We start from the raw sequence: 26,361 nt of genomic DNA, 5'->3' as shown, positions 1-26,361 counted from the left end.
CGCATACCGGCGGGCGCGACTTCATCCCGAAGCGATTTTTTTGCCGCTGAATTGCGAAAAAATATGTCTATCCCTTTCGCCTGACGCCGAAGTACCCTGCGCGGTGGCGGGCGACCGTCCCTTGCTCGATGGCCCGCCAATGTGTGGCCGGGCAAGGCCGTGACAACAGGTCGAACAGGAACGCTCGGCCCCACAACAAAAACAAGAGAAGTCATCGACATGGATGTGAGATGTAATCGGCTCAAGACGCTGACGGCCACCCTGTGCCTGGCGTCCATCCCCGCATTGCCGCTGGCGGCTGTGGCGGCCTATCAAGAAACCGGCCGTGCCGGCGACCCTGCCAGCTGGCGCTCGGCCGAATACCAGCAGGACTGGGGCCTGGAGCGCATGCAGGCCAGCCAGGCCTATGCCGCCGGCATCACGGGCGCCGGGGTTCGCATCGGCGCCCTGGACTCTGGGTTCGATGCCGCCCATCCCGAGGCCAGCCCCGGGCGCTTTCACCCTGTCACCGCCACCGGCCAGCACCTGGACGGCACGCCGTTCACGGTGTCTGGGGTGCTCAATGGCGCCAACGACAGCCATGGCACCCATGTCACCGGCACCATGGGCGCGGCGCGCGATGGCGTGGGCATGCATGGCGTGGCCTTCGAGGCCCAGGTGTATGTCGGCAACACCAACAAGAACGACAAGTTCCTGTTCGGCATCGACCCGGATCCGCGCTATTTCAAGGCGGCCTACGACGCCCTGGTGGATGCCGGCGCGCGGGCGATCAACAACAGTTGGGGCAGCCAGCCCAAGGATGTCAGCTACCAGACCCTCGAGGGCCTGCGCGCGGCCTACGCCCAGCATTACCAGCAACACACCTGGCTCGACGCCGCCGGCGATGTGGCGCGCCGGGGCGTGATCAATGTGTTCAGCGCCGGCAACAGTGGCTATGCCAATGCCAGCGTGCGCTCGGCGCTGCCGTACTTCCAGCCGGAGCTGGAAGGCCATTGGCTGGCGGTGTCGGGCCTGGACAAGAACAACCAGCAAAAATACAACCAGTGCGGCATCGCCAAGTACTGGTGCCTGGCCACGCCAGGCGCGGCGATCACCAGTACCGTGCCCGGTGGCGGCTACGCCACCTACAACGGCACCTCGATGGCCGCGCCTCATGCCACGGGCGCCTTGGCCCTGGTCATGCAGCGTTATCCCTACCTGAACAACCAGCAGGCCCTGGAGGTGCTGCTGACCACCGCGCGCCAGCTCGATGGCGCGCCCACCCAGGGGCCCAGCGAGCGGGTGGGCTGGGGCGTTCCGGACCTGGGCCGGGCATTGCACGGCCCGGGGCAGTTGCTGGGCGAATTCAACGTCAACCTGGAGCGCGGGCAGGGCGATAGCTGGAGCAACGGCATCTCCGACCAGGCCCTGGCGCAGCGCCAGGCCGAGGACGCCGCCGAGCGCCAGGCCTGGCAGCAGACCCTCAAGGCGCGTGGCTGGGAGCAGGGCCTGGGCGCGGGGGCCAGCCAGCAGGATCGCAGCGACTATGCGTTGGGCATGGCCCGCGACGCGGCGGCCGCGCAGCGGGTCTACCAGGGCAGCCTGGTCAAGGCCGGGGCCGGCTGGCTGGAGCTGAGCGGCGACAGCAGCTACCGCGGCCCGACCCGGGTCGACGGTGGCTTGCTGGTGGTCAACGGCAGCCTGCAATCGGCGGTGACGGTCAACGCCGCGGGCACCCTGGGCGGCAGCGGCCGGGTGGCGGCCCTGACCGCCAGCGCCGGCGGCGTGGTGGCCCCGGGCAATTCCATCGGCACCCTGAATGTCGCCGGCAACCTGGACTTGCAGCCGGGCTCGACCTACCGGGTGGAGCTCTCGCCCACGGCCAGCGACCGCCTGCTGGTGGGCGGCCAGGCCCGTGTCGCTGGCGCCAACCTGAGCCTGGTTGCCGAGGCGCGCCCGAACCTGTTGGCCGCAGGCCCGGTCGCCAGCCTGGTGGGGCGCCAGTTCGACATCCTGCAGGCGGCGGGTGGCGTCGATGGCCGCTTCGCCCAGGTGCAGCCCGGCTACCTGTTCCTCGGCACCGTGCTCGATTACTCGGCCAACGGCGTGCAACTGGGCCTGGCCCGCAGCGCCGCGACCTTCGACAGTGTCGGCGCCACGGCCAACCAGCGCGCCAGCGGCGGCGCTGTGGAGCGGCTGGGGCCGGGCAACCCGGTGTACGAAAGCCTGCTGCTGTCGACCTCGCTGGACCAGGCCCGGGACGGCCTGCGGCAGTTGGCCGGGGAGATCTACCCGGCGCTGGACTCGATGCTGCTCAGCCAGGGCGCGGTGCTGCGCGAGGCCTTGGGCGAGCGTGTGCAAGCGGATGCCTTGCAAGCCAACACAACATCGAGCGAGACGGGGGCGTCGCAGCTCTGGCTCAAGGGCCTGGGCAGCTGGGGGCGCATCGAGGGCGTGCAGGGCACCGAGTCCTACACCAGTTCCCTCGGCGGCCTGCTGCTGGGCCTGGACCGTGACCTCGACGCGCAAACCCGCGCTGGCCTGGCCGCCGGCTACAGCGACAGCTCCCTGGGCATGGGCGCCAGCCACTCGCGGGCCACGGTCGACAGCTACCACCTGGGCGGCTATGTGCGCCACGACATCGACCAACTGCGCCTGAGCCTGGGCGGCAGCTACAGCTGGCACCGCGCCGAGGTGCGCCGCGACCTGGCCTACGCCGAGGTCTCGGGCCGCCAGCGCGCGCGGGTCGATGCGCGCAGCCAGCAGTTGTTCGCCGAGGCGGCCTATCGCCTGGCGTTACCGGCGGTGCAGTTGGAGCCCTTCGCCAACCTGACCTACCAGCACCTGCAGCGCGACGGCTTCCATGAAAAGGGCGACGCCGCGGCGCTGCATGCCGGCGATGAGCAGCGCGATGCCTGGCTCAGCACCTTGGGCCTGCGTGGCCGCCAGCAATGGCAACTGGGCCCGCAGCAAGACCTGCAACTGGCGGCCAGCATAGGCTGGCAACACCGCCTGAGCGGCACCCAGGACAGCGAGCACCTGGCCTTTGCCGGCAGCGACCAGGCGTTCCGGGTGCACACCGCGCCGGCCCTGCGCGATGCCGCGCTGGTGGGGCTGCAGGCACGGCTGGGCTTGGCCCGCGACCTGGACCTGAGCCTGGACTATCAGGGGCGCCTGGCCAGCCGTGAACAACAACATGGCGCAGGGCTGAGCCTGCAATGGCGCTTCTGACGCGTCGCGCGCCTGGCAAGACGGAGTTTGACCAACGCAGTTTTCCATCCATGCAGCTAAGGAAGGTTGTAGTGAAGCAAATCAGAAAGGATGACGGTGCACGTGGGCAGGGCGGGGCGCTGGCCCCACTGGGGTGGGCGTTGCTGGGCTCGGCGGCGTTGCTGGGCACGGCCCAGGCGGCGCCCTATGTCGAGAGCGGGCGCCTGGGGGATGCCAGCAGCTGGCGCAGCAGCGAGTTCAAGGCCGACTGGGGGCTGGGGGCGATCAACGCCGACAGCGCCTATGCCGCCGGCTACAGCGGCAAGGGCGTGAAGCTGGGGATCTTCGACCAGCCGGTCTACGCCGCGCACCCCGAGTTCGCCGGCAAGGACAAGATCGTCACCTTGGTCACCAGCGGCATCCGCCAGTACACCGACCCCTACATCCCGGTGAAGGCCGGCGATGCGTTCCGCTATGACGGCAGCCCGTCGGTGGGCTCCGATGGCAAGCTCGGCTCCCATGGCACCCACGTCGGCGGCATCGCCGCCGGCAACCGTGATGGCGTCGAGATGCACGGCGTGGCCTACGCCGCGCAGATCATCAGCGCCGACAACGGCGACCCCGGCCCCGAGGACGGCATTGTCCTGGGCAACGACGGCGCGGTGTACAAGGCCGGCTGGGACAGCCTGGTGAACAGCGGCGCGCGGATCATCAACAACAGCTGGGGCATCGGTATCACCGATCGCTTCGCCAAGGGCGGGCGCAATCCGGACTTCCCGCATTTCACCCTGGACGATGCCCGGGCGCAGTTCGCGCAGATCCAGCCGCTGCTGGGCACCTTGCCCGGCGGTGCCTATGACGGCGCCATCGCCGCGGCCCGCAGCGGGGTGCTGACCATTTTCGCCGCCGGCAACGACTACAACCTGAACAACCCCGATGCGATTGCCGGGCTGGGCTATTTCGTCCCTGAGATCACGCCCAACTGGATGACCGTGGCGGCGTTGCAGCAAAACCCCGACACCAGCAGCGCCAACCCTTACGTCATCAGCACTTTCTCGTCCCGTTGCGGCTATACCGCAAGCTTCTGCGTCTCGGCCCCCGGCACGCGCATCTACAGCGCGGTGATTGGCGGCACCAGCCTGGCCGACCTGACCCAGGGCTACGCCAACAAGAACGGCACCTCCATGGCCGCGCCCCATGCCGCGGGCGCGGCGGCGGTGCTGATGGAGCGCTTCCCGTACATGAGCGGCGCGCAGATCGCCAGCGTGCTGCGCACCACCGCCACCGACATGGGCGCGCCGGGCATCGACAGCTTGTACGGCTGGGGCATGATCAACCTGGACAAAGGGATTCGTGGCCCGGGGATGTTGGTCACCGAGCAGGATATTCCCGAGGAATTTCGCATCGCCGGTGGCTACGGCCCGAGCCAGTTCGTGGCTGATTTGCCCGGTATCGGCGCGCTGGTGGACGCCGGCAGGCCGACGCAGCGCCAGTGCAATGGCCTGAGCTGCGGCTGGGACCTGTGGAGCAACGACATTTCCGGCCATGGCGGCCTGACCAAGCAGGGCATCGGCACCCTGGTGCTCAGCGGCAACAACACCTACTCCGGCCCGACCCTGGTCAACCAGGGGCGGCTGGCGGTCAATGGTTCGCTGCAATCGACGGTGACGGTCAACGACGGCGGCGTGCTCGGCGGCAATGGCCGGATCGGCGCGCTGGTGGTCAGCCGTGGCGGCGTGGTGGCGCCAGGCAACTCGATCGGCACCTTGCGCGTGACTAACGACGTGACCTTCCAGCCGGGCTCGACCTATGCCGTGGAGGTGGCGGCTGCCGGCAGCGACCGCCTGGTCAGCGATGGCCAGGTGGCCGTGGGCGGTGCCAACCTGGCCCTAGACCTACAGAACCCTGGGGTTTCGCTGCAATCGCAGCAGGCCACCAGCCTGGTGGGGCGGCAGTTCGACATCCTCAGTGCCGCGGGCGGGGTGCAGGGCAGTTTCGCCGCTGTGCAGGCCAACTCGTTGTTCCTTGGCGGTGGCTTGGCCTACAGCGGCAACGGGGTGCAACTGGCGGTGCAGCGTAACGCCACCTCCTTCGCCAGTGTCGGCTTGACCGCCAACCAGCGTTCGGTGGCCGCGGCAGCCGATCGCCTGGGCGCGGGCAACCCGGTCTACGAGAGCCTGCTGCTCTCGGCTGATGTCGCCAGCGCCCAGCAGGCGTTCGACCAGTTGTCCGGGGAAATCCACCCGGCGGTGGCCAACCTGCTGCTCAACGACAGCCGCCAGGTGCGCGATGCCGTGACCGAGCGCACCCGCCAGCAGCGCCTGGACGGCCAGGACAACGGCCTGTGGATCAAGGCCCTGGGCGCCTGGGGCAAGGCCGAGGGTGACTCCGGCCGGGCGCGCTACAGCAGCTCCATTGGCGGCATGCTGTTGGGCATCGAAGGGCAGATGAGCGAGGACACCCGCGTCGGCGTATTCACCGGCTACAGCGACAGCTCGTTGAGCATGGGCGATGGTCGGCACTCTTCGGCCAGCGTCGACAGCTACCACCTGGGCGCCTATGCCGGCAAGGAGCTGGAGCAGATGCGCTTGAGCGCGGGCGTCAGCCACAGCTGGCACCGCATCGAGACCAAGCGCGAGCTGCACTACAACGAGGTTGCCGACCGCCAGAAGAGCAAGCGCGATGCGCAGAGCACCCAGGTGTTCGGCGAGGCGGCGTGGAAGCTCGACCTGCCGAGCGTGGCGCTGGAGCCGTTCGCCAACCTGGCCTATGTGCACATCGCCAGCGACAGCTTCACCGAGCACGGCGGCGCCGCCGCGCTCAAGGGTGGCGAGGATAACCGCGATGCCTGGCTCTCGACCCTGGGCATGCGCGCCGGCAAGCAGCTGCAATTGTCCAGCGGCCAGGCGGTGGAACTGTCCGCCACCTTGGGCTGGCAGCACAACCTGAGTTCCACCGGGGCCGACCAGCACCTGGCCTTTGCCGGGCAGGGCGACACCTACAAGGTCCAGGCGCTGTCGCTGGACCGGGACGCCGCGGTGGTCGGTGCCCGGGCGGGCATCGCCCTGAGCCGCGAGGCGCGGGTCAACCTGGACTACAACGGGCTGCTGGGCAGTCGCGACAAGAGCCACGGGGTCGGCCTGACCCTGGATTGGGCGTTCTGAGGCAGCGCTGACGGTGGCGGCTCAACCCTGCGGACCTGGCAACAGGTTCGTGGGGGGGCTGCTCACAGACCAAAGTTGAAGGCGATGGAGATGCGTGGCCGGTGGCCTTCGAAGCGCCGCACCGCATGCATCAGCCAGGACGGAAACATCACCAATGTGCCGCTGCTCGCCGCGCAAGTGCTGCTGAACCCTGCCGCCAGGCAATCTTCCACGCGCATGCGCAGCGCTGGGTTGTAGGTGGAGGCGACCATGCCGCGAGGGTCGATGAACTCCAGATCACCGCCCACGGCGGGGTCATCCTCGCGCCCGCCCGCGTCGACCCAGTACACGCCAGACCAGAATGCCCCCGGGTGGCCATGCAGCGCGTTGCTGTCGCCGCGCCGGTTGACGTTGGCCCAGGCATTGAGGGTCCAGGCGAAACTGGGCTCGATCAGCCCGTGCTGCTCGCTGTGGACGGCGGTCAATTGGCTGGCGAAGGCGGTGGCGAAACGCACCAGGGCATCGCAGGCGGCGCCGCCCCAGTGGGCGAAGTCGCTGGTCGATTGCCAGCCGCCCTGGTTGCTGTGCCGGGTGCCCTTGGGGTCGGCCGCCATGCGCTCAAGAATCAGCGCTTTGAGCTCGGCATTGAGCCGGCCAGGGTCGGGGTACTGGATGCTGGCCAGTGGGGTTGCGAACAGGCGGCGGATGTGGATGTGCTCGGGGGCTGGCAGGGGGCTGCTCGGCTGCATGGTGTCTCCAGGTGGCGCGCGGCGAACGGGAGCGGCACCCTAGCAACGCTGCTCGCCAGCCAACTTCATGAACATTGCTAAGGATTGTTAAAAAGTTTCAACGGCGTGCGGGCGCTTTCCTCATCTTTGAGGCTGCGCTGGCGCGCAGGCCCGAGGTTGCCGAACACGCGCACCACAATTTTTTGTGGTTGGTAAGTTCGCGTTAGTTTTAAAGTTTGTGGTAGTTGCAAATAATTATAGAGGGCGTGGTAATGCCTGGCGACACGCTACTTAAGTGGCTGGGCGAGGAAGGCTGCGGTCGCAATAAAGTTTCCTGGAGTAATAGCCAATTATGCTGTTTGCCTTTGTTGACAGGGCGCGGGGGCTAAACAAAACTGCTAAGCGCGCACCCTGCTTGGGCTGCGCGACAGGGTGAAACTTTCAGGTAAAGTTTCAATGCATACGACATAGGCAATAAGGAAATTAAAAATGTCTTCATCAGCTGCGCTCAAGGATAAAGTACAAAGAGACCAACAACCGCCGAAGCCCTTCAATATTTTCAATAGCAATCAAATCCTGATTACCTTGGAATTACCCGCTGCGCTGCAGATCAATCAGAACCGCCAGGAACTCTTCGCCACGGCGCCGATCTTGCACAACAAAACCCCGTTCGATATTACCGGGGCGGAGTTCTCGATCTTCCTCAACGATGTGATCGACCCTTCGAGCAATGTCATTGCCAACGTCCGTTGGTGGGCCCCCACCACGTACACGGGCGAGCAGACAATGACCTTCGTCTGTGAAAAGGTCGCAAGCGGCGGTTCGGTGACGTGCAAGCCGAAATCCCCTGAATTCACCAACGTGCGTTGGAATGCCACGGTGTCGAGTGGGCACGCCACCGAAGTGTTCAGCAATAGTGTCAAGCTGGTTTCACTGACCTACTCGCCAGGGGACTCGAAAACCCCTGCCCCGGGCCCGATCATCCAAGTCGGCTGACTGATCGCCCACGGCGGCGCCCTGTGCCAGGGCGCTGTCGCTTGCAAGGCCCTGGCTGGCATGAGTGGCCGTCGCCGCCTCGAACCATAGCGGCCACGAACTGCGCTGGCGCTGTTCCACCTGCACGCAGGGGATCAATCGCTCGCTCAGCATGGCGGTGCTGCCCACGCTGACCGCCAGCCGATACTTGGCACTGTGCACGCACTCCCGGTCGCCGAACTCGCAACGGTCCAGGCGTGTGCCGCCGCAGGGCCCGTTCGCCAGGCCCTTGGGGCAGGTCTCGGGGCAGATGTAGAGGGTGTCCTGCAGCCGGCAGCTGCCACAGGTGTCACAGCCCACCAGCGGGCGCTTGAGGCGCCGCTCCAGTTGGTGCAGCCACTGCGCCGCCGTGGGGTTGGCCCATAGCGGTCGGGTCACGGCCCAGCCGAAGGCCTTGCTCAAAGCCGTGGTGCGGCTGAACAGCTGGTGGTGCATCGCCCCGAGCAGTTGGTAGCGGGCCTTTTCCTTGTACGAGGCGCTGACCTGCCGTTGTCCAGGGCGCCAGCTGTGTCCTGGGGGATTGAACGTGACCGGGGCCACGCCAGGTTCCTGCCAGGCGGCCTGCCACGCCGGTGTCCACGCCTTCAGCGAGGTGAACTGCGGCTGCAAGTGCGCGATGGCCTGCTCCAGTGCATCGAACTGCGCCACCTCGTGAATGCCGGACAAATGCACGCCGGCATAACCCATCAACTTCAGGCCGATCACCTGCAAGGCCAGGCGGTGGTTGGCGCGGGCCTTGGCGTAGGCCTTGGACACCGCCGTTTCGGCGGCCAGCAGCGCCCGCATCGACGGCGTGACGGTCACCCCGGCAACGTGCTCGAGCATCCCGGCGCGACCTTCGCTCAGGGCCATGATGCAGGCCATCAGCGGCTTGGGCCGGGGTTGGCGCTGCATCCAGTCGAAGGCTTCCTGGTGTTTGTCGATATCGAAACCCAGCTGCAGGATGAACAGGTCGGCGCCGGCGGCGAGTTTCTTTTCGGCCTTGCAGTACTGCGCGCCGCCTTCGGCCTCCTGGTACTTGAACGGGTTGAGCGCGGCGGCCAGCAGCCAGTGCGGGCGGGCCTGGCGGACAATCTGCAAGGCCGCGACCGATTCGAGGTAGCGCACCGGGCGTTGGCCGGGGATGTGGCCGGGCAGGCGGTCGCCGCTGAGCAGCAGCACCTGGTCGAGGCCGGCGGCGTCCATGCGCTGCAACTGGGCGAGCAGGTCGCGGCGTTCGCGGTCCTTGCCGGAGAAGTGCAGCAGGGCGGGAACGGGCTGGGCGAGGCTGGCGAAGGCGTCCAGCGGCGACATGTCCAGGGCGCTGCCAACGCGGTCGCCGATGGCCACGGTCAGCGGCCAGCCGCACAGTTGGGTGCGGGCCATGAGGGTGTCGAGGGTGGCGAAACGCTCGGCGCTGGGCTTGGGCACGAACTCCAGGATGCAGGCGAAGGCGTTGGCGTCCAGGGTGGTTTTCAGCAGGCTCATGGGGGCTGGCTACCGGGTTGGGGCAGGGTGGCAGTGTGCACCAGCGGGTGGGGTGGGGCATGTCTGATTGCGCGGAGTACTGTGCTGGTTGAGACATTCTCAACGTTCTGTCAGGCGACCCAGATCCCTGTAGGAGCGGCCTTGTGTCGCGAAAGGGCTGCGAAGCAGCCCCAGGATTTCAGTGTTGGTGCATAAATCGCCGGGGCCGCGTTGCGGCCCTTTCGCGACACAAGGCCGCTCCTACAAGGGCTTCATCTTTGCCAATCATCATGAGTAAATCTTGAGTTGATCTCAAATTTAATGAGTTTGTCTCACATTGATTCGCAACCCAGAATCCCCTCATTCACATTCAAGGTTCGAGGGACGACGACATGGCACTGGCACACAACCTGGGGTTTCCGCGCATCGGTCGCGACCGTGAGCTGAAGAAAGCCCAGGAGGCTTTCTGGAAGGGCGAACTCGATGAAGCCGGCCTGCGTGCCGTGGGCCGTGGCCTGCGCGCCGCCCATTGGCAGGCGCAGAAGGCCGCCGGCATCGAGCTGCTGCCGGTGGGCGACTTCGCCTGGTACGACCAGGTCCTCACTCACTCGCTGACCTTCGGCGTGATCCCCGAGCGCTTCCGCGCCAAGGACGGTGCCCGGCCGACCCTGCAAACCTTGTTCGCCATGGCCCGGGGCGTAAGTGACAGCTGCTGCGGTGGCGCCCACGCCCAGGAGATGACCAAGTGGTTCGACAGCAACTACCACTACCTGGTCCCCGAATTCAGCGTCGATCAGCAGTTCGCCCTGAGTTGGGAGCAACTGTTCGAAGAGGTCGAGGAAGCCAAGGCCCTGGGCCACGCGGTCAAGCCGGTGCTGATCGGCCCGCTGACCTACCTGTGGCTGGGCAAGACCAAGGGCGCCGAGTTCGACAAGCTCGAGCTGCTCGACCGCCTGCTGCCGCTGTATGACCAGATCCTCAACCGCCTGGCTGGCCAAGGTGTGGAGTGGGTGCAGATCGACGAGCCGATCCTCGCCCTCGACCTGCCCCAGGCTTGGAAAAACGCCTACGAGCGGGTCTACAACATCCTTCAGCGCGCGCCGCTGAAGAAGCTGGTCGCCACCTATTTCGGCGGCCTGGAAGACAACCTGGGCCTGGCCGCCAACCTGCCGGTGGATGGCCTGCACATCGACCTGGTGCGCGCCCCGGAGCAGTACCCGACCATCCTCGACCGCCTGCCGGCCTACAAGGTGCTGTCGCTGGGCGTGGTCAACGGCCGCAACGTCTGGCGTTGCGACCTGGACAAGGCCCTGGAGGTGCTGCGCCATGCCCACGAGCGCCTGGGCGAGCGGCTGTGGGTGGCGCCCTCGTGCTCGCTGTTGCACAGCCCGGTGGACCTGGCCCGTGAAGACCAGCTCGACGACGAACTGAAAAGCTGGCTGGCCTTTGCCGTGCAGAAGTGCCAGGAAGTGGCGCTGCTGGCCAAGGCGCTCAACCAGCCCGAGACGGCCGATGTCGTCGAGGCGCTGGCGCAGAGCCGCGCCGTGCAGCATGCCCGCGCCACCTCGCCGCGCATTCACAAGCCGGCGGTGCAGGCCCGTGTCGCGGCGATCAAGCCCGCCGACAGCCAGCGCGTGTCCGCGTTCGAGCAGCGCATCGCCAAGCAGCGCGCCGGCCTGAACCTGCCGGCGTTTCCGACCACCACCATCGGTTCGTTCCCGCAGACCTCGGCGATCCGCCTGGCGCGTCAGTCGTTCAAGCAGGGCAAACTGACCGAAGCGGACTACGTCGAGGCCATGCACAGCGAGATCCGCCATGCGGTGCAAATCCAGGAAAACCTTGGCCTGGATGTGCTGGTGCACGGCGAGGCCGAGCGCAACGACATGGTCGAGTACTTCGCCGAGCAACTGGACGGCTATGCCTTCACCCGCTTCGGTTGGGTGCAGAGCTACGGTTCGCGCTGCGTCAAACCGGCGGTGATCTTCGCTGACCTGAGCCGCCCGCGCGCCATGACCGTGGCCTGGAGCAAATACGCCCAGGGCCTGACCCACAAGGTGATGAAGGGCATGCTGACGGGCCCGGTGACCATGCTGATGTGGTCGTTCCCGCGCGAGGACGTGACCCGCGAGGTGCAGGCGCGCCAGCTGGCGCTGGCGATCCGCGACGAGGTGGTGGACCTGGAAGCCGCCGGCATCAAGATCGTGCAGATCGACGAGGCCGCCTTCCGCGAAGGCTTGCCGCTGCGTCGCAGTGCCTGGCCGCATTACCTGGAGTGGGCCACCGAGGCCTTCCGCCTGTGCGCCTCGGAGGTGCGGGATGAAACGCAGATCCACACCCACATGTGCTACAGCGAATTCAACGATGTGATCGAGTCGATCGCGGCGATGGATGCCGATGTGATCACCATCGAGACCTCGCGTTCGGACATGGAGCTGTTGGAGGCGTTCGAGAAGTTCGACTACCCGAACGAGATCGGGCCGGGGGTGTACGACATCCACTCGCCGCGGGTGCCGGCCAAGGAGGAGATGGTCAAGCTGCTGCGCAAGGCGTCCCGGCGGATTCCGGCCGAGCGGCTGTGGGTGAACCCGGACTGCGGCTTGAAGACCCGCGGCTGGCCGGAAACCGAGGCAGCCTTGGTGAACATGGTCGCCGCCGCCCGCGAACTGCGCGCCACGGCTTGATGACCTTTCGCGGCACAAGGCCGCTCCTACAGGGGATCGCGGTCGTCTGTAGGAGCGGCCTTGTGTCGCGAAAGGGCTGCATGGCAGCCCCAGGATCGTTCAGGCACCATCGTACTTTCGACTGTGACCAGAGCCTCGGCCATGAAATCCATCCACCTCACCCTCATCTGTCACGCCCGCACCGAGGCGCAACGGGTGGGGCGCTTTGCACTCGACGACGATCCGCTTCGCGATCCACCGTCCCCTCCCATCGAGCTGGCCACAACCCCCCGTTGCCTTTGCGCACCAGAGCTGCGCGCCCGCGAGACCGCCGAGGGCCTGGCCGCGACCCTCGATGAAGGCCTGCGCGATTGTGACCTGGGCACCTGGAAAGGCCTGCCGCTCAAGCAACTGGACGCGCGCGAGCTCCAGGCCTGGCTGGCCGACCCGCAGGCCACGCCCCATGGCGGCGAATCGATTGCCGCCCTGTGCCAGCGGGTCGGGCGTTGGATGGACAGCGCCCTGGGCGAGGGGGAATGGATCGCTGTCAGCCATCCCTTGGTCATCCGCGCCGCGATGCTGCATGCGCTGGGGGCGCCTTTCGAGGCATTCCATCGCATCGATGTGCCGCCGCTGGCGCGTGTCTGCTTCAGCCATTACGGCCAATGGCGGCTGCAACTGGGCTGACGACTGTGCATTGGCCGCTATTGCCGCAGCCCTTTCGCGACACAAGGCCGCTCCCACAGGTACAGCAGTGCCCATGAGGGTCGTGCTGTACCTGTAGGAGCGGCCTTGTGTCGCGATAGGGGCGCGCAGCGGCCCCGGGGCTTGCCTAGCGCCTTACCAGCGCCGGCACCGCGCGCACATAGACCAGTTCACTCACCAGTTCCACCAACGTCTGGGTAATCACCGCCGCCGCCGCCAGCGTGCGGACCGACTCCGGCAGCGCCAACGCCAATGGCAGCACCACCAGCGAATTGCGCGTGGCGGCGCTGAAGGTCACGGCCCGGGTCTCGCCTGTGGACAACTTCAACAGCCGCGCCGCGACCAACCCAAGCAGCGGCGCCAGCAACGCGAAGCCGACATACACCGGCAGCACCGGCAACAGGTCGTCCAGGCGGCTGGCCAGCACGCCGATCTGCGAACCGATCACCGCGACCAGCACCAGCGCCATGGCCGGCACCGGCAGCCAGGCCCAGGCCTCGTTCCACTTCGCCACCCGCGCCGAGCGCCGCGCGCCGGCACTGCTGGCGACCGCCAGCAACAGCGGCAGCATGATCAGCAGCACGAAGGCTTCGATGAACGGCGCCACGGCAATCTCGACCTCAGCCGCGCCACCGAGCATCAGCGCCAGGTACAGCGGCAGCAGCGCCAGTTGCATCAGCAACAGCAGCGGCGTGGCGGCCAGGGTCAGGCGCGCGTCGCCCTTGCCGATGTGGGTGAACACCACCACGTAGTCGATGCACGGCGTCAGCAGCACCAGCAAGGCGCCGACCAGCACCGCGGGGTGCTCGACCAGCCCGCGGGTAATGGCCCACACCAGCACGGGCACCAGTACGAAGTTGGCCAGCAGCAGCGCGCCGATAAAGCGGCGGTTGCCCAGGCCTGCGCGCAGGTCGAGGAAGGGGATCTGCAGGAACATCGCGTACATCAGCACGGCGATGGCCGGGGTCACCAGCGCCTCCAGCGGTTGGGCCACGCCGGGTGCCAGCAGGCCGACGGCGGCGGCGAGTAGCACGGCGATGAAGTACAGGGGGATCTGGTTGTGTTCGAGTTGCGCTCTGTCCACGGCTAGCCTGGCATTTCCGACTGAATGACTGGGTGGGGCAGGGTACTATCTGGCGCAGTCCATAGGGAGTGATTCGATGCGAATTCTAGTGGTGGGTGCAAGCAAGGGATTGGGCAAGGCATTGGTCGAGGGCCTGGGTGAGGCAGGCGATACGCTGATCGGCGTGTCGCGTACCCGGCCGGCGTCGTTGCCGGGCGCTGTGCACTGGATCGAGGCCGACCTCGGCCAGCCGCGCCAGGCTGCGCTGGCCATCCACGAGGCGGTGGCCAGCGCAGGGCTGGATGTGCTGGTGTACAACGTCGGCATCTGGGAAGCGCGGGCCTTCGAGGAGGACTACAGCTTCCTCGACGATGACGACGGGCAGATCGAACGCATGGTCGCCACCAACCTCACCGCACCGCTGCTGTTGATCAAGCGCCTGCTGCCGGTGCTGCTCAGGAGCGAGCGGCCACGGATCATCCTCACCGGCTCCACCTCGGGCCTGCCTGGCAGTGGTCGGCCTGAAGTGGCCTTCGGCGCCAGCAAGTTCGGCCTGCGCGGCATCGCCGAGACACTGCGCGAAGGCTTCCGCGAGCAGGGGTTGGCGGTGAGCTGCCTGAACCTTGGCTACCTGAACACCGAGGACGGCCTGGAGGTGCCGCTGGCCGAGGCCGAGCAGCGCGGCGAGGGGTCGTTGATCCCGCTGCATGATGTAGTGCAGGTGTGCCGGATGATGTTGCGCCTGTCTGCGGCCAGCTACGTACGTGACATCACCCTGCCGGCGCTGCGGGATGAGCGCTTCTGACAGGCGCTGATGGCGCTGCGGGTGGCCCATTCGCCGGCAAGGCCGGCTCCTACAGGTATCGTGTAGACCCCCCGTAGGAGCCGGCGAAGCGGATCAGCCGCGCTCGAGCGCCAGCGCCACGCCCTGGCCGCCGCCGATGCACAGGGTTGCCAGGCCTTTCTTGGCATCACGCTTGATCATCTCGTGCAGCAAGGTCACCAGCACCCGGCAGCCCGAGGCACCGATCGGGTGGCCCAGGGCGATCGCGCCGCCGTTGACGTTGACCTTGGCGGCGTCCCATTCCAGCTGCTTGCCCACCGCCAGCGCCTGGGCGGCGAAGGCTTCGTTGGCCTCGATCAGGTCCAGCTCGCCGAGCTGCCAACCGGCCTTGGCCAGGCAGCGCTGGGTCGCCGACACCGGGCCGATGCCCATGATCGCCGGGTCCACGCCGGCGCTGGCGTAGCTGGCGATCTTCGCCAGCACCGGCAGGCCGAGGGCCTTGGCCTTGCTGGCGCTCATCAGCAGCACCGCGGCGGCGCCGTCGTTGAGGCTGGAGGCGTTGCCGGCGGTGACGCTGCCGTCTTTCTTGAACGCGGCGCGCAGTTTGCCCAGGGACTCGGCGCTGGTGTCGGGGCGGGGTTGCTCGTCGGTGTCGAACACCAGCGGCTCGCCTTTTTTCTGCGGGATGTGGATCGGGGTGATCTCGTCCTTGAAGCGCCCGGCCTCGATGGCGGCCACGGCCTTGCGCTGCGACTCGGCGGCGAAGGCGTCCTGCTGCTCGCGGGTGAGGTTGTACTTGTCCACCAGGTTCTCGGCGGTGATGCCCATGTGGTAGTCGTTGAAGGCATCCCACAGGCCGTCGCTGATCATGCTGTCGACCAGTTGGCCGTGGCCCATGCGCTGGCCGGTGCGTGCCGAGGGCATCACGTAGGGCGCCAGGCTCATGCTCTCCTGGCCACCGGCGATCACCACCTCGGCGTCGCCGCAGCGGATGGCCTGGGCCGCCAGGTGCAGGGCCTTGAGGCCCGAGCCGCAGACCTTGTTCAGGGTCAGGGCCGGGACCTCAAAGGGCAGGCCGGCCTTCACGGCGGCCTGGCGGGCGGGGTTCTGCCCGGCGCCGGCGGTGAGCACCTGGCCGAGGATCACTTCGTCGACCTGGGCCGGGTCCAGCTGGGTCTGGGCCAGCAGCTGGCGGATCACCGCGGCGCCCAGCTCGACGGCGGACACAGTGGCCAGCGCCCCCTGGAAGCTGCCGATGGCAGTGCGGGTGGCGGCGACGATGACGACTTCGTTCATTGTTGTTCTCCGAATACGGGCGTGATCGGCACAGCATCGGTGCTGGGCGCTTATTTGGGAAGTTTGTTTTTCTTTGCCATTGATCCGAATTTCAAATGAATGGGTGGTGTTGGCGGGGGGCAACTAAGCTTGCTGGCAGCCATTCGCCGGCAAGGCCGGCTCCTACAGGGACAACGTCAACCTGATGGATGATGTTGATCGTGTAGGAGCCGGCTTTGCCGGCGAATGGGCCGCGCTGCGGCCCCTCTTCCTAACCCGCAAGGAATCCCGACCATGCGCCAAACCCTGATCCTTCCAACCCTGCTGCTCGCCAGTACCGCTACCTTTGCCGCCGAACCGAAGTGCACCAGCGCCGACAAGGCCACCTGGCAGGACGCCGAGCAGTTCCAGGCCAAGCTCAAGGACGAGGGCTACAAGATCAACAAGTTCAAGGTCACCAAAGGCAACTGCTACGAGATCTATGGCTTCGACAAGGACGGCCGCAAGGTCGAGATCTACCACGACCCGGTGAGCGGCAAGGCGGTGAAGACCGAGATTCATAAATGACCGCCAGCGTGCGGCTGTGGGACCCGTTGCTGCGGGTGTGCCACTGGTCGCTCGCTGGGGTGTTCTTCGCCGATTACTTTTTCAACGAGGTGGGTGACGACTGGCACCAGTGGCTGGGCTACTACGCCTGTGCGTGCCTGCTATTGCGCGTGGCCTGGGGGTTCGTCGGGCCGCGCAGCGCACGCTGGGCGGATTTCTGGCCGACGCCGGCGCGGCTGATGGTGCATGGCCGGGCTTTGTGGCGTGGCGAGCGTTATCACCGCCTGGGGCACACGCCGATCGGCGCGCTGGTGATGCTGCTGATGATGACCGGCATTGCCAGCCTGGGGGTGACCGGCTGGATGATGCTGGAAGTGGATGCGTTATGGGGCGCCGAGTGGCTGGATACGTTGCACAGCTGGCTGGCCGATGGGCTGCTGGCGCTGGTCTGCGTGCACCTGCTGGCGGCGGTGGTGGAGAGCGTGCGGCTGCGCGAGAACCTGCCGTTGTCGATGGTGACGGGGCGCAGGCGGTCGCCTGACGACCCATGAGCACGGGGCCATTCGCCGGCAAGGCCGGCTCCTACAAGGCCTGCGCAATCCTGTAGGAGCCGGCCTTGCCGGCGAATGGGCTGCACAGCAGCCCCTGGTACTCACACCGCCGGGCACTGGTTGGTCACGCAGTGAATCCCGCCCCCTCCCGCCGCGATCGCGTCGATGTCCAGTTGCACCACCTCCCGCCCTGGATACAGCTGCTCCAGCAACGCCCGGGCCTTTTCGTCGGCACGGCGATCGCCGAACTGCGGGGCGATCACTGCGCCATTGATCACGAAGTAGTTGATATACCCCGCGGCAAAATCCGGGTTGCCCTTGCTGAACGTGTTGCGGCGCGGCTTCAGCGGCGGCGACATCGTGTGGATCTGCAGCTTGCGCCCATTAGCGTCGGTAGCGCCCTGCAAGATCTCCAGGTGCTCGCGCGTCACCTCGTGGTCGTAAGAATCCGGATCGTTGTCCAGGTTCGCCACCACCACGCCGGGCGCCGCGAAGCGCGCGTAGAAGTCGACGTGGGCGTCGGTGATGTCCTTGCCCTTGATGCCCGGCAGCCAGATGATCTTGCGCAGGCCCAGCCGTGCTTTGAGTTCCTCCTCGACCTGGGCCTTGCTCCAGCCTGGGTTGCGGTTGCCGTTGATCCAGCTGCTCTCGGTCATGATCCCGGTGCCATGGCCATCCACCTCGATGCCGCCGCCTTCGCCCACCAGCTCGCTCCGTTGGTACTGGGCACCGGCCAATTTGGCGACGCGGGCCGCCAGCTTGGCGTCGTAGCGGTGCTGCTGCTTGCCGCCCCAGCCGTTGAAGTTGAAGTCCACCGCCGCCAGCTCGCCATCGTCGTCGACCACGAAGTTGGCGCCGATGTCGCGCATCCAGATGTCGTCCAGTTCGGTTTCGACGTAGGTGATGTTGTGGCTGCCGCACTCTTGCTCGGCGATATCGCGTTCGCTGGCGCGGCAGAACACCGTCAGCGGCTGGTAGGCGGCGATGGCGCGGGCGATACGCCCGAGCGCGGCCTGGACGTCTTCGGTGAAGTCTTCCCAGATGGCGTCCTGGGCGCCGAAGGCGATGTAGGCGCGCGCGTGCTTTTCCCCTTCGTCGGGCATGAACCAGCGGCCCGCCTCGGCGGCGCGGGCGCTGTTGCTAGCGAATGGCAGGCCGAAGCTGGCGGCGGCGCCGAGGCCGGCGACGACGCTCATGTGCTGGAGGAAGGTACGGCGAGTAGGCATGGGGGTCAGTCCTGTGCGGTCTTGAAGCGGGTCCAGACGCGCATGCGCGCACGCATGTCGGCCTGGGGGATGTCCTTGCCCGGGATCAGCCGGGTATAGGTGGCCTCGGCGAGGTAGATGTCCGGGTTGTCGCGCAGGCGCGCGTCCACCAGGGGGCGGGCCTTGGCGCTGGCGGTGGGGTAGCCGGTGAAGTTGCTGATCGCCGCCATGTGCTGCGGGCGCATGACGAAGTTGATGAAACGATAGGCGTATTCCGGGTGCTTGGCATCGGCGGGGATGGCCATGGTATCCATCCACACTGTGGTGCCTTCGCGGGGCACGCGATACTGGAAGTCGATGGCCTTGCCGGCGGCCTCGGCAGTGCGCTGGGCTTGGATTACGTCACCGCTGTAGCCCAGCGACAGGCAAGTGTTGCCATTGACCAGTTCGGTGACCGGCTGCGATTGCAGCTTGCGCACATAGGGGCGGATGCCCTTGAGCAGCTCGCTGGCGGCGGCCAGGTCCTCGTGTTTGGCGCTGCGCGGTTCGCGGCCCAGGTAGTGGAGCACCACGGCCAGCACCTCGTCGGGCGAGTCGATCATCGAGATGCCGCAGTCGGCGAACTTGGCCGCCAGTTCCGGCTTGAACAGCAGGTCGAGGCTGTCCAGCGGCGCGTCGGGCATGCGCTCGCGGATCTTCTGCGCATCCATGGTCAGGCCGATGGTGCCCCAGGTGTAGGGCACGGTGGCCTGGCTGGCCTTGGGGTAGCGCTCGTGCAACTGGCGCAGGCCGGGCTCGATGTCGTCGATCGCGGTCAACTGCTTGCGGTCCAGCGCTTGCAGGCTGCCGGCGCGCATCAGCCGTTCGGCCACGGTGTCCCCAGGGAAGATCAAGTCGTAGCCGCTGCGCCCGGACATCAGCTTGGCCTCGAGCACTTCGCTGCCGTCCATGACGTCGTAGATCACCGGGATGCCGGTTTCGGCGGTGAAGCGCTTGAGGGTGTCCTCGGCGAAGTAGTCGGCCCAGTTGTACAGGCGCAGGGCCTCCTGCTCGGCGTGGGCGATGCTGGCGCCGGCCAGCAGGGCGGCGAGGGCGAGCAGTTTCGAGGGGCGGCTGGGCATGGATCAGGCCTCCGTGGGCTGGCGGGCACGGCCGTCAAGGGTCAGCAACGGCGCATACAGGTCGGGGCGGCGGTCGCGATAGATACCCCAGCTCAGGCGATCCTCGCGCATGCGCGCCAGGTCCAGGTCGTGCAGCCAGACGCCACTGCTGTCGCGGTCGGCCTCTTGCAGCATCGCGCCCTTGTGGTCGCAGATGAACGACGAGCCGTAGAAGCGCATGTTCAGGCTGTCGTCGCTGCGCGCCACCTCATGGCCGACGCGGTTGGCGGCCACCACCGGCAGCAGGTTGGCGGCAGCGTGGCCGCGCATGGCTATCTGCCAGTGATCGCGGGAGTCCAGCTCGGCGGCACCGGGCTCCGAGCCGATGGCGGTGGGGAACAGCAGCACCTCGGCGCCCAGCAGGGCCAGGCAGCGGGCGGTCTCGGGGAACCACTGGTCCCAGCAGATGCCGATGCCCAGGCGGCCGAAGGCGGTGTCCCAGACCTTGAAACCGGTGTCGCCGGGGCTGAAGTACTCCTTCTCCTGGTAGCCGATGGCGTTGGGGATATGGCTCTTGCGGTACACGCCGAGCAAGCGGCCGTCGGCGTCGGCCACGGTCAGCGAGTTGAAGAAGGCGTTGCCGGCCCGTTCGTACCAGCTCAGCGGCAACACCACGCCGAGTTCCCTGGCCAGCGCGGCGAAGCGGCGCAGCAGCGGGCTGGCCTGGTAGTCCTCGGCCAGGGCCTGGTGGCTGTGGCACTGCTCGATGCAGAAGTAGGGGGTGGCGAACAGTTCCTGCAGCAGGATCACCTGGGCGCCCTGGGCCGCGGCCTGGCGCACCAGTTGCTCGGCGCGCGCGAGGTTGCCCGGCAGGTCCCAGCTGCAGGCCATCTGCGTGGTGGCGATGCGCAGCACGCTCATGGTCGCTCTCCTTGCAGCGGCCAGGCCGGCTGCTGCTGGGTGATGCAGTGGATGCCACCACCGCCGTGGGCGATATGGTCGATGCGCACCGGCACCACTTCGCGATCGGGGAAGGCCCGGGCCAGTTGCTCGGCGGCGGCCTGGTCGGCATCGATGCCGTAGGCCGGCATGATCACCGCGCCGTTGGCCAGGTAGAAGTTGGTGTACGAGGCGCAGAACACCTCGGCATCGGTGTCCACGGCCGCGCTGGCCTCGAACAGGTCGAGCAGTTCGAACGAGCGACCCTGGGCGTCGCTGGCCAGCGCCAGGGCGCGGCGGTTCTCGCGCACCACCTCGGCGTACACCGAGTCGTGTTCGTGGGTGGCGTCCACCAGCAGCACGCCGGGGCGGGCGAAGGCGCACACGCCATCGACATGGCCGTCGGTCATGTCGCCGGTGACGTACTGCGGGTCGCCCGGCAGCCAGATGGTCTTGCGGATGCCCAGCAGGCGGGCGAAGCAGTCCTCGACCTCGGCCTTGCTCAGGCCCGGGTTGCGGTTGGGGTTGAGCAGCACAGATTCGGTGGTGATCAGGGTGCCTTCGCCGTCCACGTGGATGGCGCCGCCTTCGTTGCACAGCGGGGTGCTCAGGCCTTCGAAGCCAAGGTGGTCGAGGATGCGCCGGGCCAGGCTGCGGTCCTTGCCGTGCTCGGACTTGTTGCCCCAGGCGTTGAAGCGCCAGCTCAGGCCGGCCACGCCCTGTTGCGGGTGGACCAGAAAGCTCGGCCCGCTGTCACGGCACCAACTGTCGTCCACCGCCAGTTCCACCAGCTCGATGCCAGCGCCGCAGAGGTCGCGGGCGGTGGCCAGGGCGCTGGGGTCGACGACCATTTTTACCGGCTCGAAGCGGGCGATGGCGCCGGCCACCCGGGCGTAGTCGCGCTGCACATCGGCCAGGGTCACGCCCCAGCCCGATTCCCACAACGGCTGGTTGTGCGGCCAGATCATCCAAGTGGCGGCGTGGCGGGCCCATTCGGCAGGCATGCGCCAGCCGCTGTCGTGGGGCAGGGTCATAGTGAACTCCGATCTATTAGGAATTTTTATCAACGAAGCCCGCCGTTGCGGGTGTGGGGCCCATGTTATGGCTGGGCAGGCGGGGCGACAAACGATAGATTTAGCGTATTTCTGATCAGTCAGGCTTATCAGCATGCTCAAACACTGGCCCCCGCTCAATGCCCTGCGCGGCTTCGAAGCCGCCGCCCGCCTGGGCAGTTTCCACAAGGCCGCCGAGGCCCTGAACCTCACCCAGTCGGCGATCAGCCAGCAGATCCGCAGCCTGGAAAGCTACCTGGAGCAGCCGCTGTTCCACCGCAATGGGCGCAGCGTCAGCCTCACCGATGCCGGCCATGACTTGCTCAGCACCACCCAGACGTTGCTGCAGCAGCTGGCGGTGGGCATTCGCCGGCTGGACCAGTACCGCAAGCCCAACCAGCTGGTGGTCAACACCACCCCGGCGTTCGCCCGCCACTGGCTGCTGCCGCGCCTGGCGGATTTCCATCAGCGTCACCCGGATGTGGACCTGTGGCTGTTCACCAGCTTCGAGGCGCCGGACATGGCCAGCGAGACCATCGACCTGGCCATTCGCGATGATCTTGGCCCGCAGGCCGAATGCAGCTTCACCGTGCTGCATCAGGACCAGCTGTACCCGGCCTGTCACCCGGCGTTGCCCGAGGCCGGGCGCACGACCTTGCACGGCGAGCGCGAGATGGACTGGAGCCACTGGCAGGTCGAAGGCGGCGAGGATGTCGGGCAGCAGGGCAAGGGGCTGAACTTTTCCGACCCGGGGTTGCTGCTGGAGGCGGCGGGCGAGGGGTTGGGGATCGCCCTGGTCAGCCAGTTGCTGGCGCGGCGGATGGTCGATGAGGGGCGCTTGCGGCCCTTGTCTGAGCAGCGTGTGCGCGGCCCGGTGTGGAGCTGCCTGGTGCACTGGGAAAGCCAGGAGGATCCGCTGGCGCGGCAGTTCCTGGCATGGTTGCGCGAAGCCCTGTCGCCGGCGTTACGCTCAGAGCCGAATCGGGCTGTACAGACCATGCAGCAATCTCAATGACCCCGTAATATGTGTCGGATATCCCGCGAGGGTAGTCTCACCCTCTAGATCAAACGGCAGCGCCCCGAATCCGGGCGCTGCCCCAGCCTAAACCTGACGAGGTACAGACATTGGCCATCATTCATCCCAAGGTTCGCGGTTTCATCTGCACCACGACTCACCCAAAGGGCTGCGAGCTCAACGTCCGTGACCAGATCGAAGCCACCCGCAAGCTGGGCGTGCGCGAGGATGGTCCGAAGAAAGTCCTGGTGATCGGCGCCTCCAGCGGCTACGGCCTGGCAGCGCGCATCACCGCGGCGTTCGGCTTCAAGGCCGACACCCTGGGGGTGTTCTTCGAAAAGCCAGGCACCGAGACCAAGGCCGGCACCGCCGGCTGGTACAACGCCGCCGCCTTCGACAAGTTCGCCAAGGCCGAAGGTTTGTACAGCAAGTCGATCAACGGTGACGCCTTCTCCGACGAAGCCCGTGCCAAGGTCATCGAGCTGATCAAGAACGAAATGGGCGGCCAGGTCGACCTGGTCGTCTACTCGCTGGCCTCGCCGGTGCGCAAGCTGCCGCAGACCGGTGAAGTGATCCGCTCGGCGCTCAAGCCGATCGGCCAGCCGTACAAGTCGACCGCCATCGACACCAACAAGGACACCATCATCGAGGCCAGCATCGAGCCGGCCACCGAGCAGGAAATCGCCGATACCGTCACCGTGATGGGCGGCCAGGACTGGGAACTGTGGATCGACGCCCTGAACGCTGCCGGCGTGCTGGCGCCACAGGCCCGCACCGTGGCCTTCAGCTACATCGGCTCCGACATCACCTGGCCGATCTATTGGGACGGCGCCCTGGGCAAGGCCAAGCAGGACCTGGACGAAACCGCCCAGCGCCTGGCCGGCAAAGTCGGTGGCAGTGCCAACGTTGCGGTGCTCAAGTCGGTGGTTACCCAGGCCAGCTCGGCGATCCCGGTGATGCCGCTGTACCTGTCGATGGTGTTCAAGATCATGCAGGAGAAGGGTATCCACGAAGGTACCCAGCACCAGCTGGACCGCATGTTCCGTGACCGCATGTACCGTGCGGACGGTGCGCCGGCGGCACTGGACGACGAAGGCCGCCTGCGTCTGGACGACTGGGAACTGCGCGATGATGTGCAGGACGCCTGCCGTGCCATGTGGCCGAAGGTCACCACCGAGAACCTGTTCGAACTGACCGACTATGCCGGTTACAAGAAGCAGTTCCTCAACCTGTTCGGTTTCGAACGCGCCGACGTCAACTACGACGAAGACGTGGCCACCGACGTACGGTTCGACTGCGTCGAGCTGTAAGCAAGTCCTTGACCGTGCAGCCGTTGATGACGGCTGCACGGTTCCCGCCGACGACTTGTAACATTCTGCAACAAATCCCCCGATGGCCCTTGGCCATGGCCCCTGCACGCCTGATCTATACCCCAGCTATTGGCCTGGTAATTCCGCCGGGGCCGGGGAGGCAGCATGGGCGTTGTGCAAAAACTACAAGAACGAATCCGCCAGAAGGGCTTCAAGCGTACCTGCAAGACTTTGTTCGAGCGTTACGTGTTCTTCCACTGGGAGTTGTTGTGGATGGAGCGCGACCTGGTCAGCCCGGTACCGCCCTACAGTCTCAAGCCCCACCCACCGGTCACCCTGGTGCAGATCACCCCCAGCAATGCCGATGCCTTCGCTCGCCATTTCGGCGACCGCGTCCAGACCATGCGCGAGCTGGCCGGCGAAGGCCACACCGGGCACATGTACCTGGACCAGCAGGGCGATGCCGTGGCGTTCATCTGGGCCAGCGTGGTGGATTACCACGACAGGCACTACTACGGCTGCACCTTCCCGGTGAAACCAGGCGAGTTCTTCGAGTTTGGCGGTGAGATGATCCGCAGTTTCTTCGGCAGCGAGCTGTCGGTGACTGCCCAGGTGGCGCTGTGGAACGCGATGCGCGAGAAGGGCTGCCACAAGGTGGTGGACGTGGTCGAGACCCACAACGTGCCGGCGATGAAGCTGCACCTGCGCATGGGCTACCACGAGCAGGGTCGGGTGATGCACGTGTATGGTCTGTTCGGGCGCTGGAAGCTGTTCCGCGAGACCCGTTACCACGGCTCGCGCCTGGCGGTGCTGCACAAGCCGGGCGTGGTCGGCGTGCTGCCTACGACCTAGCCAATGCGCACTGCTCGTTGCCCCTAGGCGCACCAGGCGCGCATCCGGCCCGTAGGAGCCAGCCTTGCTGGCGAACCGGGCGACGTGGTGGCGTTTGCCTGGATAACACGGGGGCATCTTTGCTAGCGTTGGCGGACCACGCAGGGAGCGCGCCATGAGCAGCCTCACCCAACCCGCCTGTGCCTTTCGCCACCTGGCCGCCGACGGCTACAGCCTCGGCGGTTTCCGTTGGCGCCACGCCCAGCCCGATGCCCAGCGCCCGCTGGTAATCATCAATGCCGCCACCTCGGTGCGCTGCCGCTATTATTCTCGGTTCGCCGACTACCTGTTCGCCCAGGGCTTCGATGTGCTCACCTACGACTACCGCGGCATTGGCGAATCGCGCCCGGCCTCGTTGCGCGGGTTCAAGGCATCGTGGAGCGACTGGGGCCGCCTGGATTTCGAGGCGATGCTGCAACTGGCCGCCGCCGAACACCCTGGCCAGCCAGTGCATGTGGTCGGGCACAGCTTCGGTGGCTGGGCGCTGGGCCTGGCGCCTTCAGCGGCGCAGGTGCGCCACGCGGTGCTGGTGGGCGCCCAGTTCGCCTACTGGCGCGACTATGCGCCGGAGCAGCGTTGGCAGCTGTTCGGCAAATGGCACGTAGTGATGCCACTGTTGACCCGGATGTTCGGCTACTTTCCCGGCAAGCGCCTGGGCTGGCTGGAAGACACCCCGGCCGGCGTGGTGCGCGATTGGGTTGCCCGTACACCGCGTTACGAGCAGCGGCCCAGTGGGCGTTTACTGCCGGCGACGCCATTTACCCAGGTACAGGCGGCGACCCTGGCCATCAGCCTGACTGACGATCCGTTCGGCACGGTGGCGGCCACTGAACGATTGTTGGGGTACCTGCAAACGGGCGAACGGCGGCATCTGCGGGTGGCGCCTGTGGATATATCGGTCGAAGAGATCGGGCACTTCGCGTTCTTTCACGACCGGTTCCGTGAAACTCTGTGGCCGATTGCGCTGGCGTGGTTGCACAAGGGGCGCCTTGAGGCTGGAACACCAGGCCACTTCATCAGTTGAAGTCCGGTTCTGCAAAGGCCTGTGGGATCTTGGGGCCGCACAGCGGCCCCATCTGCTATCAGCCCAGGCGCGTCAGCGGCTGCGCGGTGAACTTCACCCCGGCCAGGCCGTGCTTGATCAGCGCCCGGATGTTGCCGTGGTCGCTGCCCTCGGGCGTGGCCACCACGCTGCGGTAGTGCTCGCCGAAGGCCAGCAGCGCCTCCTGGTCGCTCAGCCCCTCGAGCAGCGCCAGGCCCAGGGTCTTGCACGAGCCTTCGTTCTGCCCGGCGGCGTTGTGCACCTCGCCGTTGTCGAAAGCCTGGGGCTGGTAGCTGTAGTTCGCGGCAACGAATGCCAGGGTATCGGCAAAGGCATGTTCGCCGCTGGCGAGGCTGCTGCGCAGGTTGTTCAGGTCAGTCACGGGGTTTTCCTTGTTCGAACGCCGCCTGTTGCTCGGCGCTGGCTTCTTTCTGGTGCTGGGCTTTCCACTCGGCGTAGGGCATGCCGTACACCTGCTCGCGGGCGTCGTCCAGGCTCAGCTCGATCTGGCGATCGTCGGCGGCGGCCTTGAGCCATTTCGACAGGCAGTTGCGGCAGAAGCCGGAGAGGTTCATCAGGTCGATGTTCTGCACGTCGGTGCGCTTTTGCAGGTGGTCGACCAGGCGCCGGAACGCGGCGGCTTCGAGTTCGAGCTGTTGTTGCGGGGTCATGGGTCGTCTCT

At 66.7% G+C, this 26,361-nt stretch carries 21 protein-coding genes and 1 pseudogene; 12 read left to right on the top strand and 10 right to left on the bottom strand.

What is annotated here, in order from left to right; all coding sequences use genetic code 11:
* Nucleotides 1-219: 219 nt before the first annotated feature.
* Both NJG22_RS11590 and NJG22_RS11585 read left to right on the top strand, forming a co-directional pair.
* On the top strand, nucleotides 220-3,210 hold the full coding sequence (locus tag NJG22_RS11590) for an autotransporter serine protease (RefSeq protein WP_253094658.1): 2,991 nt from the start codon (nucleotides 220-222) through the stop codon (nucleotides 3,208-3,210).
* Between the two features lie 71 nt (nucleotides 3,211-3,281).
* Nucleotides 3,282-6,353, top strand: coding sequence for an autotransporter serine protease (locus NJG22_RS11585; protein ID WP_253094656.1), 3,072 nt, complete (start codon nucleotides 3,282-3,284; stop codon nucleotides 6,351-6,353).
* Nucleotides 6,354-6,415: 62 nt separating this feature from the next.
* Here the strand turns inward: NJG22_RS11585 and NJG22_RS11580 are convergent, their stop codons facing one another.
* Nucleotides 6,416-7,081, bottom strand: coding sequence for a TIGR02466 family protein (locus tag NJG22_RS11580; protein WP_253094654.1), 666 nt, complete (start codon nucleotides 7,079-7,081; stop codon nucleotides 6,416-6,418).
* Nucleotides 7,082-7,549: 468 nt separating this feature from the next.
* Between NJG22_RS11580 and NJG22_RS11575 the strand changes: the two genes are divergently transcribed.
* On the top strand, nucleotides 7,550-8,056 hold the full coding sequence (locus tag NJG22_RS11575) for a hypothetical protein (RefSeq protein ID WP_253094653.1): 507 nt from the start codon (nucleotides 7,550-7,552) through the stop codon (nucleotides 8,054-8,056).
* An 81-nt stretch (nucleotides 8,057-8,137) separates the two neighbouring features.
* On the opposite strand, the pseudogene NJG22_RS11570 reads toward NJG22_RS11575, so the two are convergent.
* A pseudogene (locus NJG22_RS11570) lies at nucleotides 8,138-9,562 on the bottom strand (methylenetetrahydrofolate reductase C-terminal domain-containing protein); the annotation flags it as partial.
* A 371-nt stretch (nucleotides 9,563-9,933) separates the two neighbouring features.
* Here NJG22_RS11570 and metE point away from each other — a divergent pair.
* On the top strand, nucleotides 9,934-12,222 hold the full coding sequence (gene metE / locus NJG22_RS11565) for a 5-methyltetrahydropteroyltriglutamate--homocysteine S-methyltransferase (RefSeq protein WP_253094651.1): 2,289 nt from the start codon (nucleotides 9,934-9,936) through the stop codon (nucleotides 12,220-12,222).
* Between the two features lie 141 nt (nucleotides 12,223-12,363).
* Entirely contained in the window at nucleotides 12,364-12,888 is a 525-nt protein-coding gene (locus NJG22_RS11560; RefSeq protein ID WP_253094650.1) for a histidine phosphatase family protein, read from the top strand.
* A 145-nt stretch (nucleotides 12,889-13,033) separates the two neighbouring features.
* On the opposite strand, the gene NJG22_RS11555 is transcribed toward NJG22_RS11560, so the two are convergent.
* Entirely contained in the window at nucleotides 13,034-13,990 is a 957-nt protein-coding gene (locus tag NJG22_RS11555) for a bile acid:sodium symporter (protein ID WP_253094649.1), read from the bottom strand.
* A 76-nt stretch (nucleotides 13,991-14,066) separates the two neighbouring features.
* On the opposite strand from NJG22_RS11555, the gene NJG22_RS11550 reads away from it, so the two are divergent.
* Nucleotides 14,067-14,774, top strand: coding sequence for an SDR family oxidoreductase (locus tag NJG22_RS11550; RefSeq protein ID WP_253094648.1), 708 nt, complete (start codon nucleotides 14,067-14,069; stop codon nucleotides 14,772-14,774).
* Between the two features lie 93 nt (nucleotides 14,775-14,867).
* On the opposite strand, the gene NJG22_RS11545 is transcribed toward NJG22_RS11550, so the two are convergent.
* Nucleotides 14,868-16,049 carry an acetyl-CoA C-acetyltransferase gene (locus NJG22_RS11545; protein ID WP_253094647.1) on the bottom strand — a complete coding sequence of 394 codons (1,182 nt, stop codon included), beginning with the start codon at nucleotides 16,047-16,049 and terminating at the stop codon, nucleotides 14,868-14,870.
* Nucleotides 16,050-16,322: 273 nt separating this feature from the next.
* Here NJG22_RS11545 and NJG22_RS11540 point away from each other — a divergent pair, with 273 nt between their 5' ends.
* Nucleotides 16,323-16,595: a PepSY domain-containing protein gene (locus tag NJG22_RS11540; protein ID WP_253094645.1), complete on the top strand. Its 273-nt coding sequence runs from the start codon at nucleotides 16,323-16,325 to the stop codon at nucleotides 16,593-16,595.
* Nucleotides 16,592-17,125, top strand: coding sequence for a cytochrome b/b6 domain-containing protein (locus NJG22_RS11535; RefSeq protein ID WP_217852819.1), 534 nt, complete (start codon nucleotides 16,592-16,594; stop codon nucleotides 17,123-17,125). The genes NJG22_RS11540 and NJG22_RS11535 overlap by 4 nt, the downstream gene beginning before the upstream one ends.
* 101 nt (nucleotides 17,126-17,226) lie before the next feature.
* Here NJG22_RS11535 and NJG22_RS11530 read toward each other — a convergent pair whose 3' ends face one another.
* The 4 genes from NJG22_RS11530 to NJG22_RS11515 are packed head-to-tail and all read right to left on the bottom strand — an operon-like array spanning nucleotide 17,227 to nucleotide 21,403.
* Nucleotides 17,227-18,351: an agmatine/peptidylarginine deiminase gene (locus NJG22_RS11530; RefSeq protein ID WP_253094643.1), complete on the bottom strand. Its 1,125-nt coding sequence runs from the start codon at nucleotides 18,349-18,351 to the stop codon at nucleotides 17,227-17,229.
* A gap of 5 nt (nucleotides 18,352-18,356) precedes the next feature.
* Nucleotides 18,357-19,451, bottom strand: a complete 1,095-nt coding sequence (locus NJG22_RS11525) for an extracellular solute-binding protein (RefSeq protein ID WP_253094641.1) — start codon at nucleotides 19,449-19,451, stop codon at nucleotides 18,357-18,359.
* A gap of 3 nt (nucleotides 19,452-19,454) precedes the next feature.
* Complete coding sequence (gene aguB / locus NJG22_RS11520; protein WP_253094639.1) at nucleotides 19,455-20,351, bottom strand: N-carbamoylputrescine amidase; 897 nt, start codon at nucleotides 20,349-20,351, stop codon at nucleotides 19,455-19,457.
* Nucleotides 20,348-21,403 (bottom strand): agmatine/peptidylarginine deiminase, encoded by a 1,056-nt coding sequence (locus tag NJG22_RS11515; RefSeq protein WP_253094638.1) that lies wholly within the window; start codon nucleotides 21,401-21,403, stop codon nucleotides 20,348-20,350. Before NJG22_RS11515 ends, aguB begins: the two co-directional genes overlap by 4 nt.
* 133 nt (nucleotides 21,404-21,536) lie before the next feature.
* Between NJG22_RS11515 and NJG22_RS11510 the strand changes: the two genes are divergently transcribed.
* From NJG22_RS11510 to NJG22_RS11495, 4 genes are all read left to right on the top strand, one after another.
* Nucleotides 21,537-22,436 carry a LysR substrate-binding domain-containing protein gene (locus tag NJG22_RS11510; RefSeq protein WP_253094637.1) on the top strand — a complete coding sequence of 300 codons (900 nt, stop codon included), beginning with the start codon at nucleotides 21,537-21,539 and terminating at the stop codon, nucleotides 22,434-22,436.
* A 110-nt stretch (nucleotides 22,437-22,546) separates the two neighbouring features.
* Nucleotides 22,547-23,746, top strand: a complete 1,200-nt coding sequence (gene fabV / locus NJG22_RS11505; protein WP_217852830.1) for an enoyl-ACP reductase FabV — start codon at nucleotides 22,547-22,549, stop codon at nucleotides 23,744-23,746.
* 165 nt (nucleotides 23,747-23,911) lie between these two features.
* On the top strand, nucleotides 23,912-24,598 hold the full coding sequence (locus NJG22_RS11500; protein ID WP_253094636.1) for an N-acetyltransferase: 687 nt from the start codon (nucleotides 23,912-23,914) through the stop codon (nucleotides 24,596-24,598).
* A gap of 154 nt (nucleotides 24,599-24,752) precedes the next feature.
* Nucleotides 24,753-25,661, top strand: a complete 909-nt coding sequence (locus tag NJG22_RS11495; RefSeq protein WP_253094635.1) for an alpha/beta fold hydrolase — start codon at nucleotides 24,753-24,755, stop codon at nucleotides 25,659-25,661.
* A gap of 58 nt (nucleotides 25,662-25,719) precedes the next feature.
* On the opposite strand, the gene NJG22_RS11490 is transcribed toward NJG22_RS11495, so the two are convergent.
* Nucleotides 25,720-26,061: a HopJ type III effector protein gene (locus NJG22_RS11490; RefSeq protein ID WP_253094634.1), complete on the bottom strand. Its 342-nt coding sequence runs from the start codon at nucleotides 26,059-26,061 to the stop codon at nucleotides 25,720-25,722.
* Nucleotides 26,054-26,350, bottom strand: coding sequence for a DUF1244 domain-containing protein (locus tag NJG22_RS11485; protein WP_050706872.1), 297 nt, complete (start codon nucleotides 26,348-26,350; stop codon nucleotides 26,054-26,056). The genes NJG22_RS11490 and NJG22_RS11485 overlap by 8 nt, the downstream gene beginning before the upstream one ends.
* Nucleotides 26,351-26,361: the final 11 nt, after the last annotated feature.

This window comes from Pseudomonas sp. VA159-2 (assembly GCF_024126635.1).
Lineage (GTDB): Bacteria > Pseudomonadota > Gammaproteobacteria > Pseudomonadales > Pseudomonadaceae > Aquipseudomonas > Aquipseudomonas muyukensis.
Note: the sequence above shows the minus strand (reverse complement) of the source record. Positions and strands in the feature narration are given on the sequence as shown.

Excerpts from the sequence above, each read along its gene's own strand:
- NJG22_RS11590 (WP_253094658.1), top strand. The coding sequence starts at position 220 with ATGGATGTGAGATGTAATCGGCTCAAGACGCTGACGGCCACCCTGTGC.
- NJG22_RS11580 (WP_253094654.1), bottom strand. The coding sequence starts at position 7,081 with ATGCAGCCGAGCAGCCCCCTGCCAGCCCCCGAGCACATCCACATCCGC.
- NJG22_RS11575 (WP_253094653.1), top strand. The coding sequence starts at position 7,550 with ATGTCTTCATCAGCTGCGCTCAAGGATAAAGTACAAAGAGACCAACAA.
- metE (WP_253094651.1), top strand. The coding sequence starts at position 9,934 with ATGGCACTGGCACACAACCTGGGGTTTCCGCGCATCGGTCGCGACCGT.
- NJG22_RS11560 (WP_253094650.1), top strand. The coding sequence starts at position 12,364 with ATGAAATCCATCCACCTCACCCTCATCTGTCACGCCCGCACCGAGGCG.
- NJG22_RS11550 (WP_253094648.1), top strand. The coding sequence starts at position 14,067 with ATGCGAATTCTAGTGGTGGGTGCAAGCAAGGGATTGGGCAAGGCATTG.
- NJG22_RS11545 (WP_253094647.1), bottom strand. The coding sequence starts at position 16,049 with ATGAACGAAGTCGTCATCGTCGCCGCCACCCGCACTGCCATCGGCAGC.
- NJG22_RS11540 (WP_253094645.1), top strand. The coding sequence starts at position 16,323 with ATGCGCCAAACCCTGATCCTTCCAACCCTGCTGCTCGCCAGTACCGCT.
- NJG22_RS11535 (WP_217852819.1), top strand. The coding sequence starts at position 16,592 with ATGACCGCCAGCGTGCGGCTGTGGGACCCGTTGCTGCGGGTGTGCCAC.
- NJG22_RS11530 (WP_253094643.1), bottom strand. The coding sequence starts at position 18,351 with ATGCCTACTCGCCGTACCTTCCTCCAGCACATGAGCGTCGTCGCCGGC.
- NJG22_RS11525 (WP_253094641.1), bottom strand. The coding sequence starts at position 19,451 with ATGCCCAGCCGCCCCTCGAAACTGCTCGCCCTCGCCGCCCTGCTGGCC.
- aguB (WP_253094639.1), bottom strand. The coding sequence starts at position 20,351 with ATGAGCGTGCTGCGCATCGCCACCACGCAGATGGCCTGCAGCTGGGAC.
- NJG22_RS11515 (WP_253094638.1), bottom strand. The coding sequence starts at position 21,403 with ATGACCCTGCCCCACGACAGCGGCTGGCGCATGCCTGCCGAATGGGCC.
- NJG22_RS11510 (WP_253094637.1), top strand. The coding sequence starts at position 21,537 with ATGCTCAAACACTGGCCCCCGCTCAATGCCCTGCGCGGCTTCGAAGCC.
- NJG22_RS11500 (WP_253094636.1), top strand. The coding sequence starts at position 23,912 with ATGGGCGTTGTGCAAAAACTACAAGAACGAATCCGCCAGAAGGGCTTC.
- NJG22_RS11495 (WP_253094635.1), top strand. The coding sequence starts at position 24,753 with ATGAGCAGCCTCACCCAACCCGCCTGTGCCTTTCGCCACCTGGCCGCC.
- NJG22_RS11485 (WP_050706872.1), bottom strand. The coding sequence starts at position 26,350 with ATGACCCCGCAACAACAGCTCGAACTCGAAGCCGCCGCGTTCCGGCGC.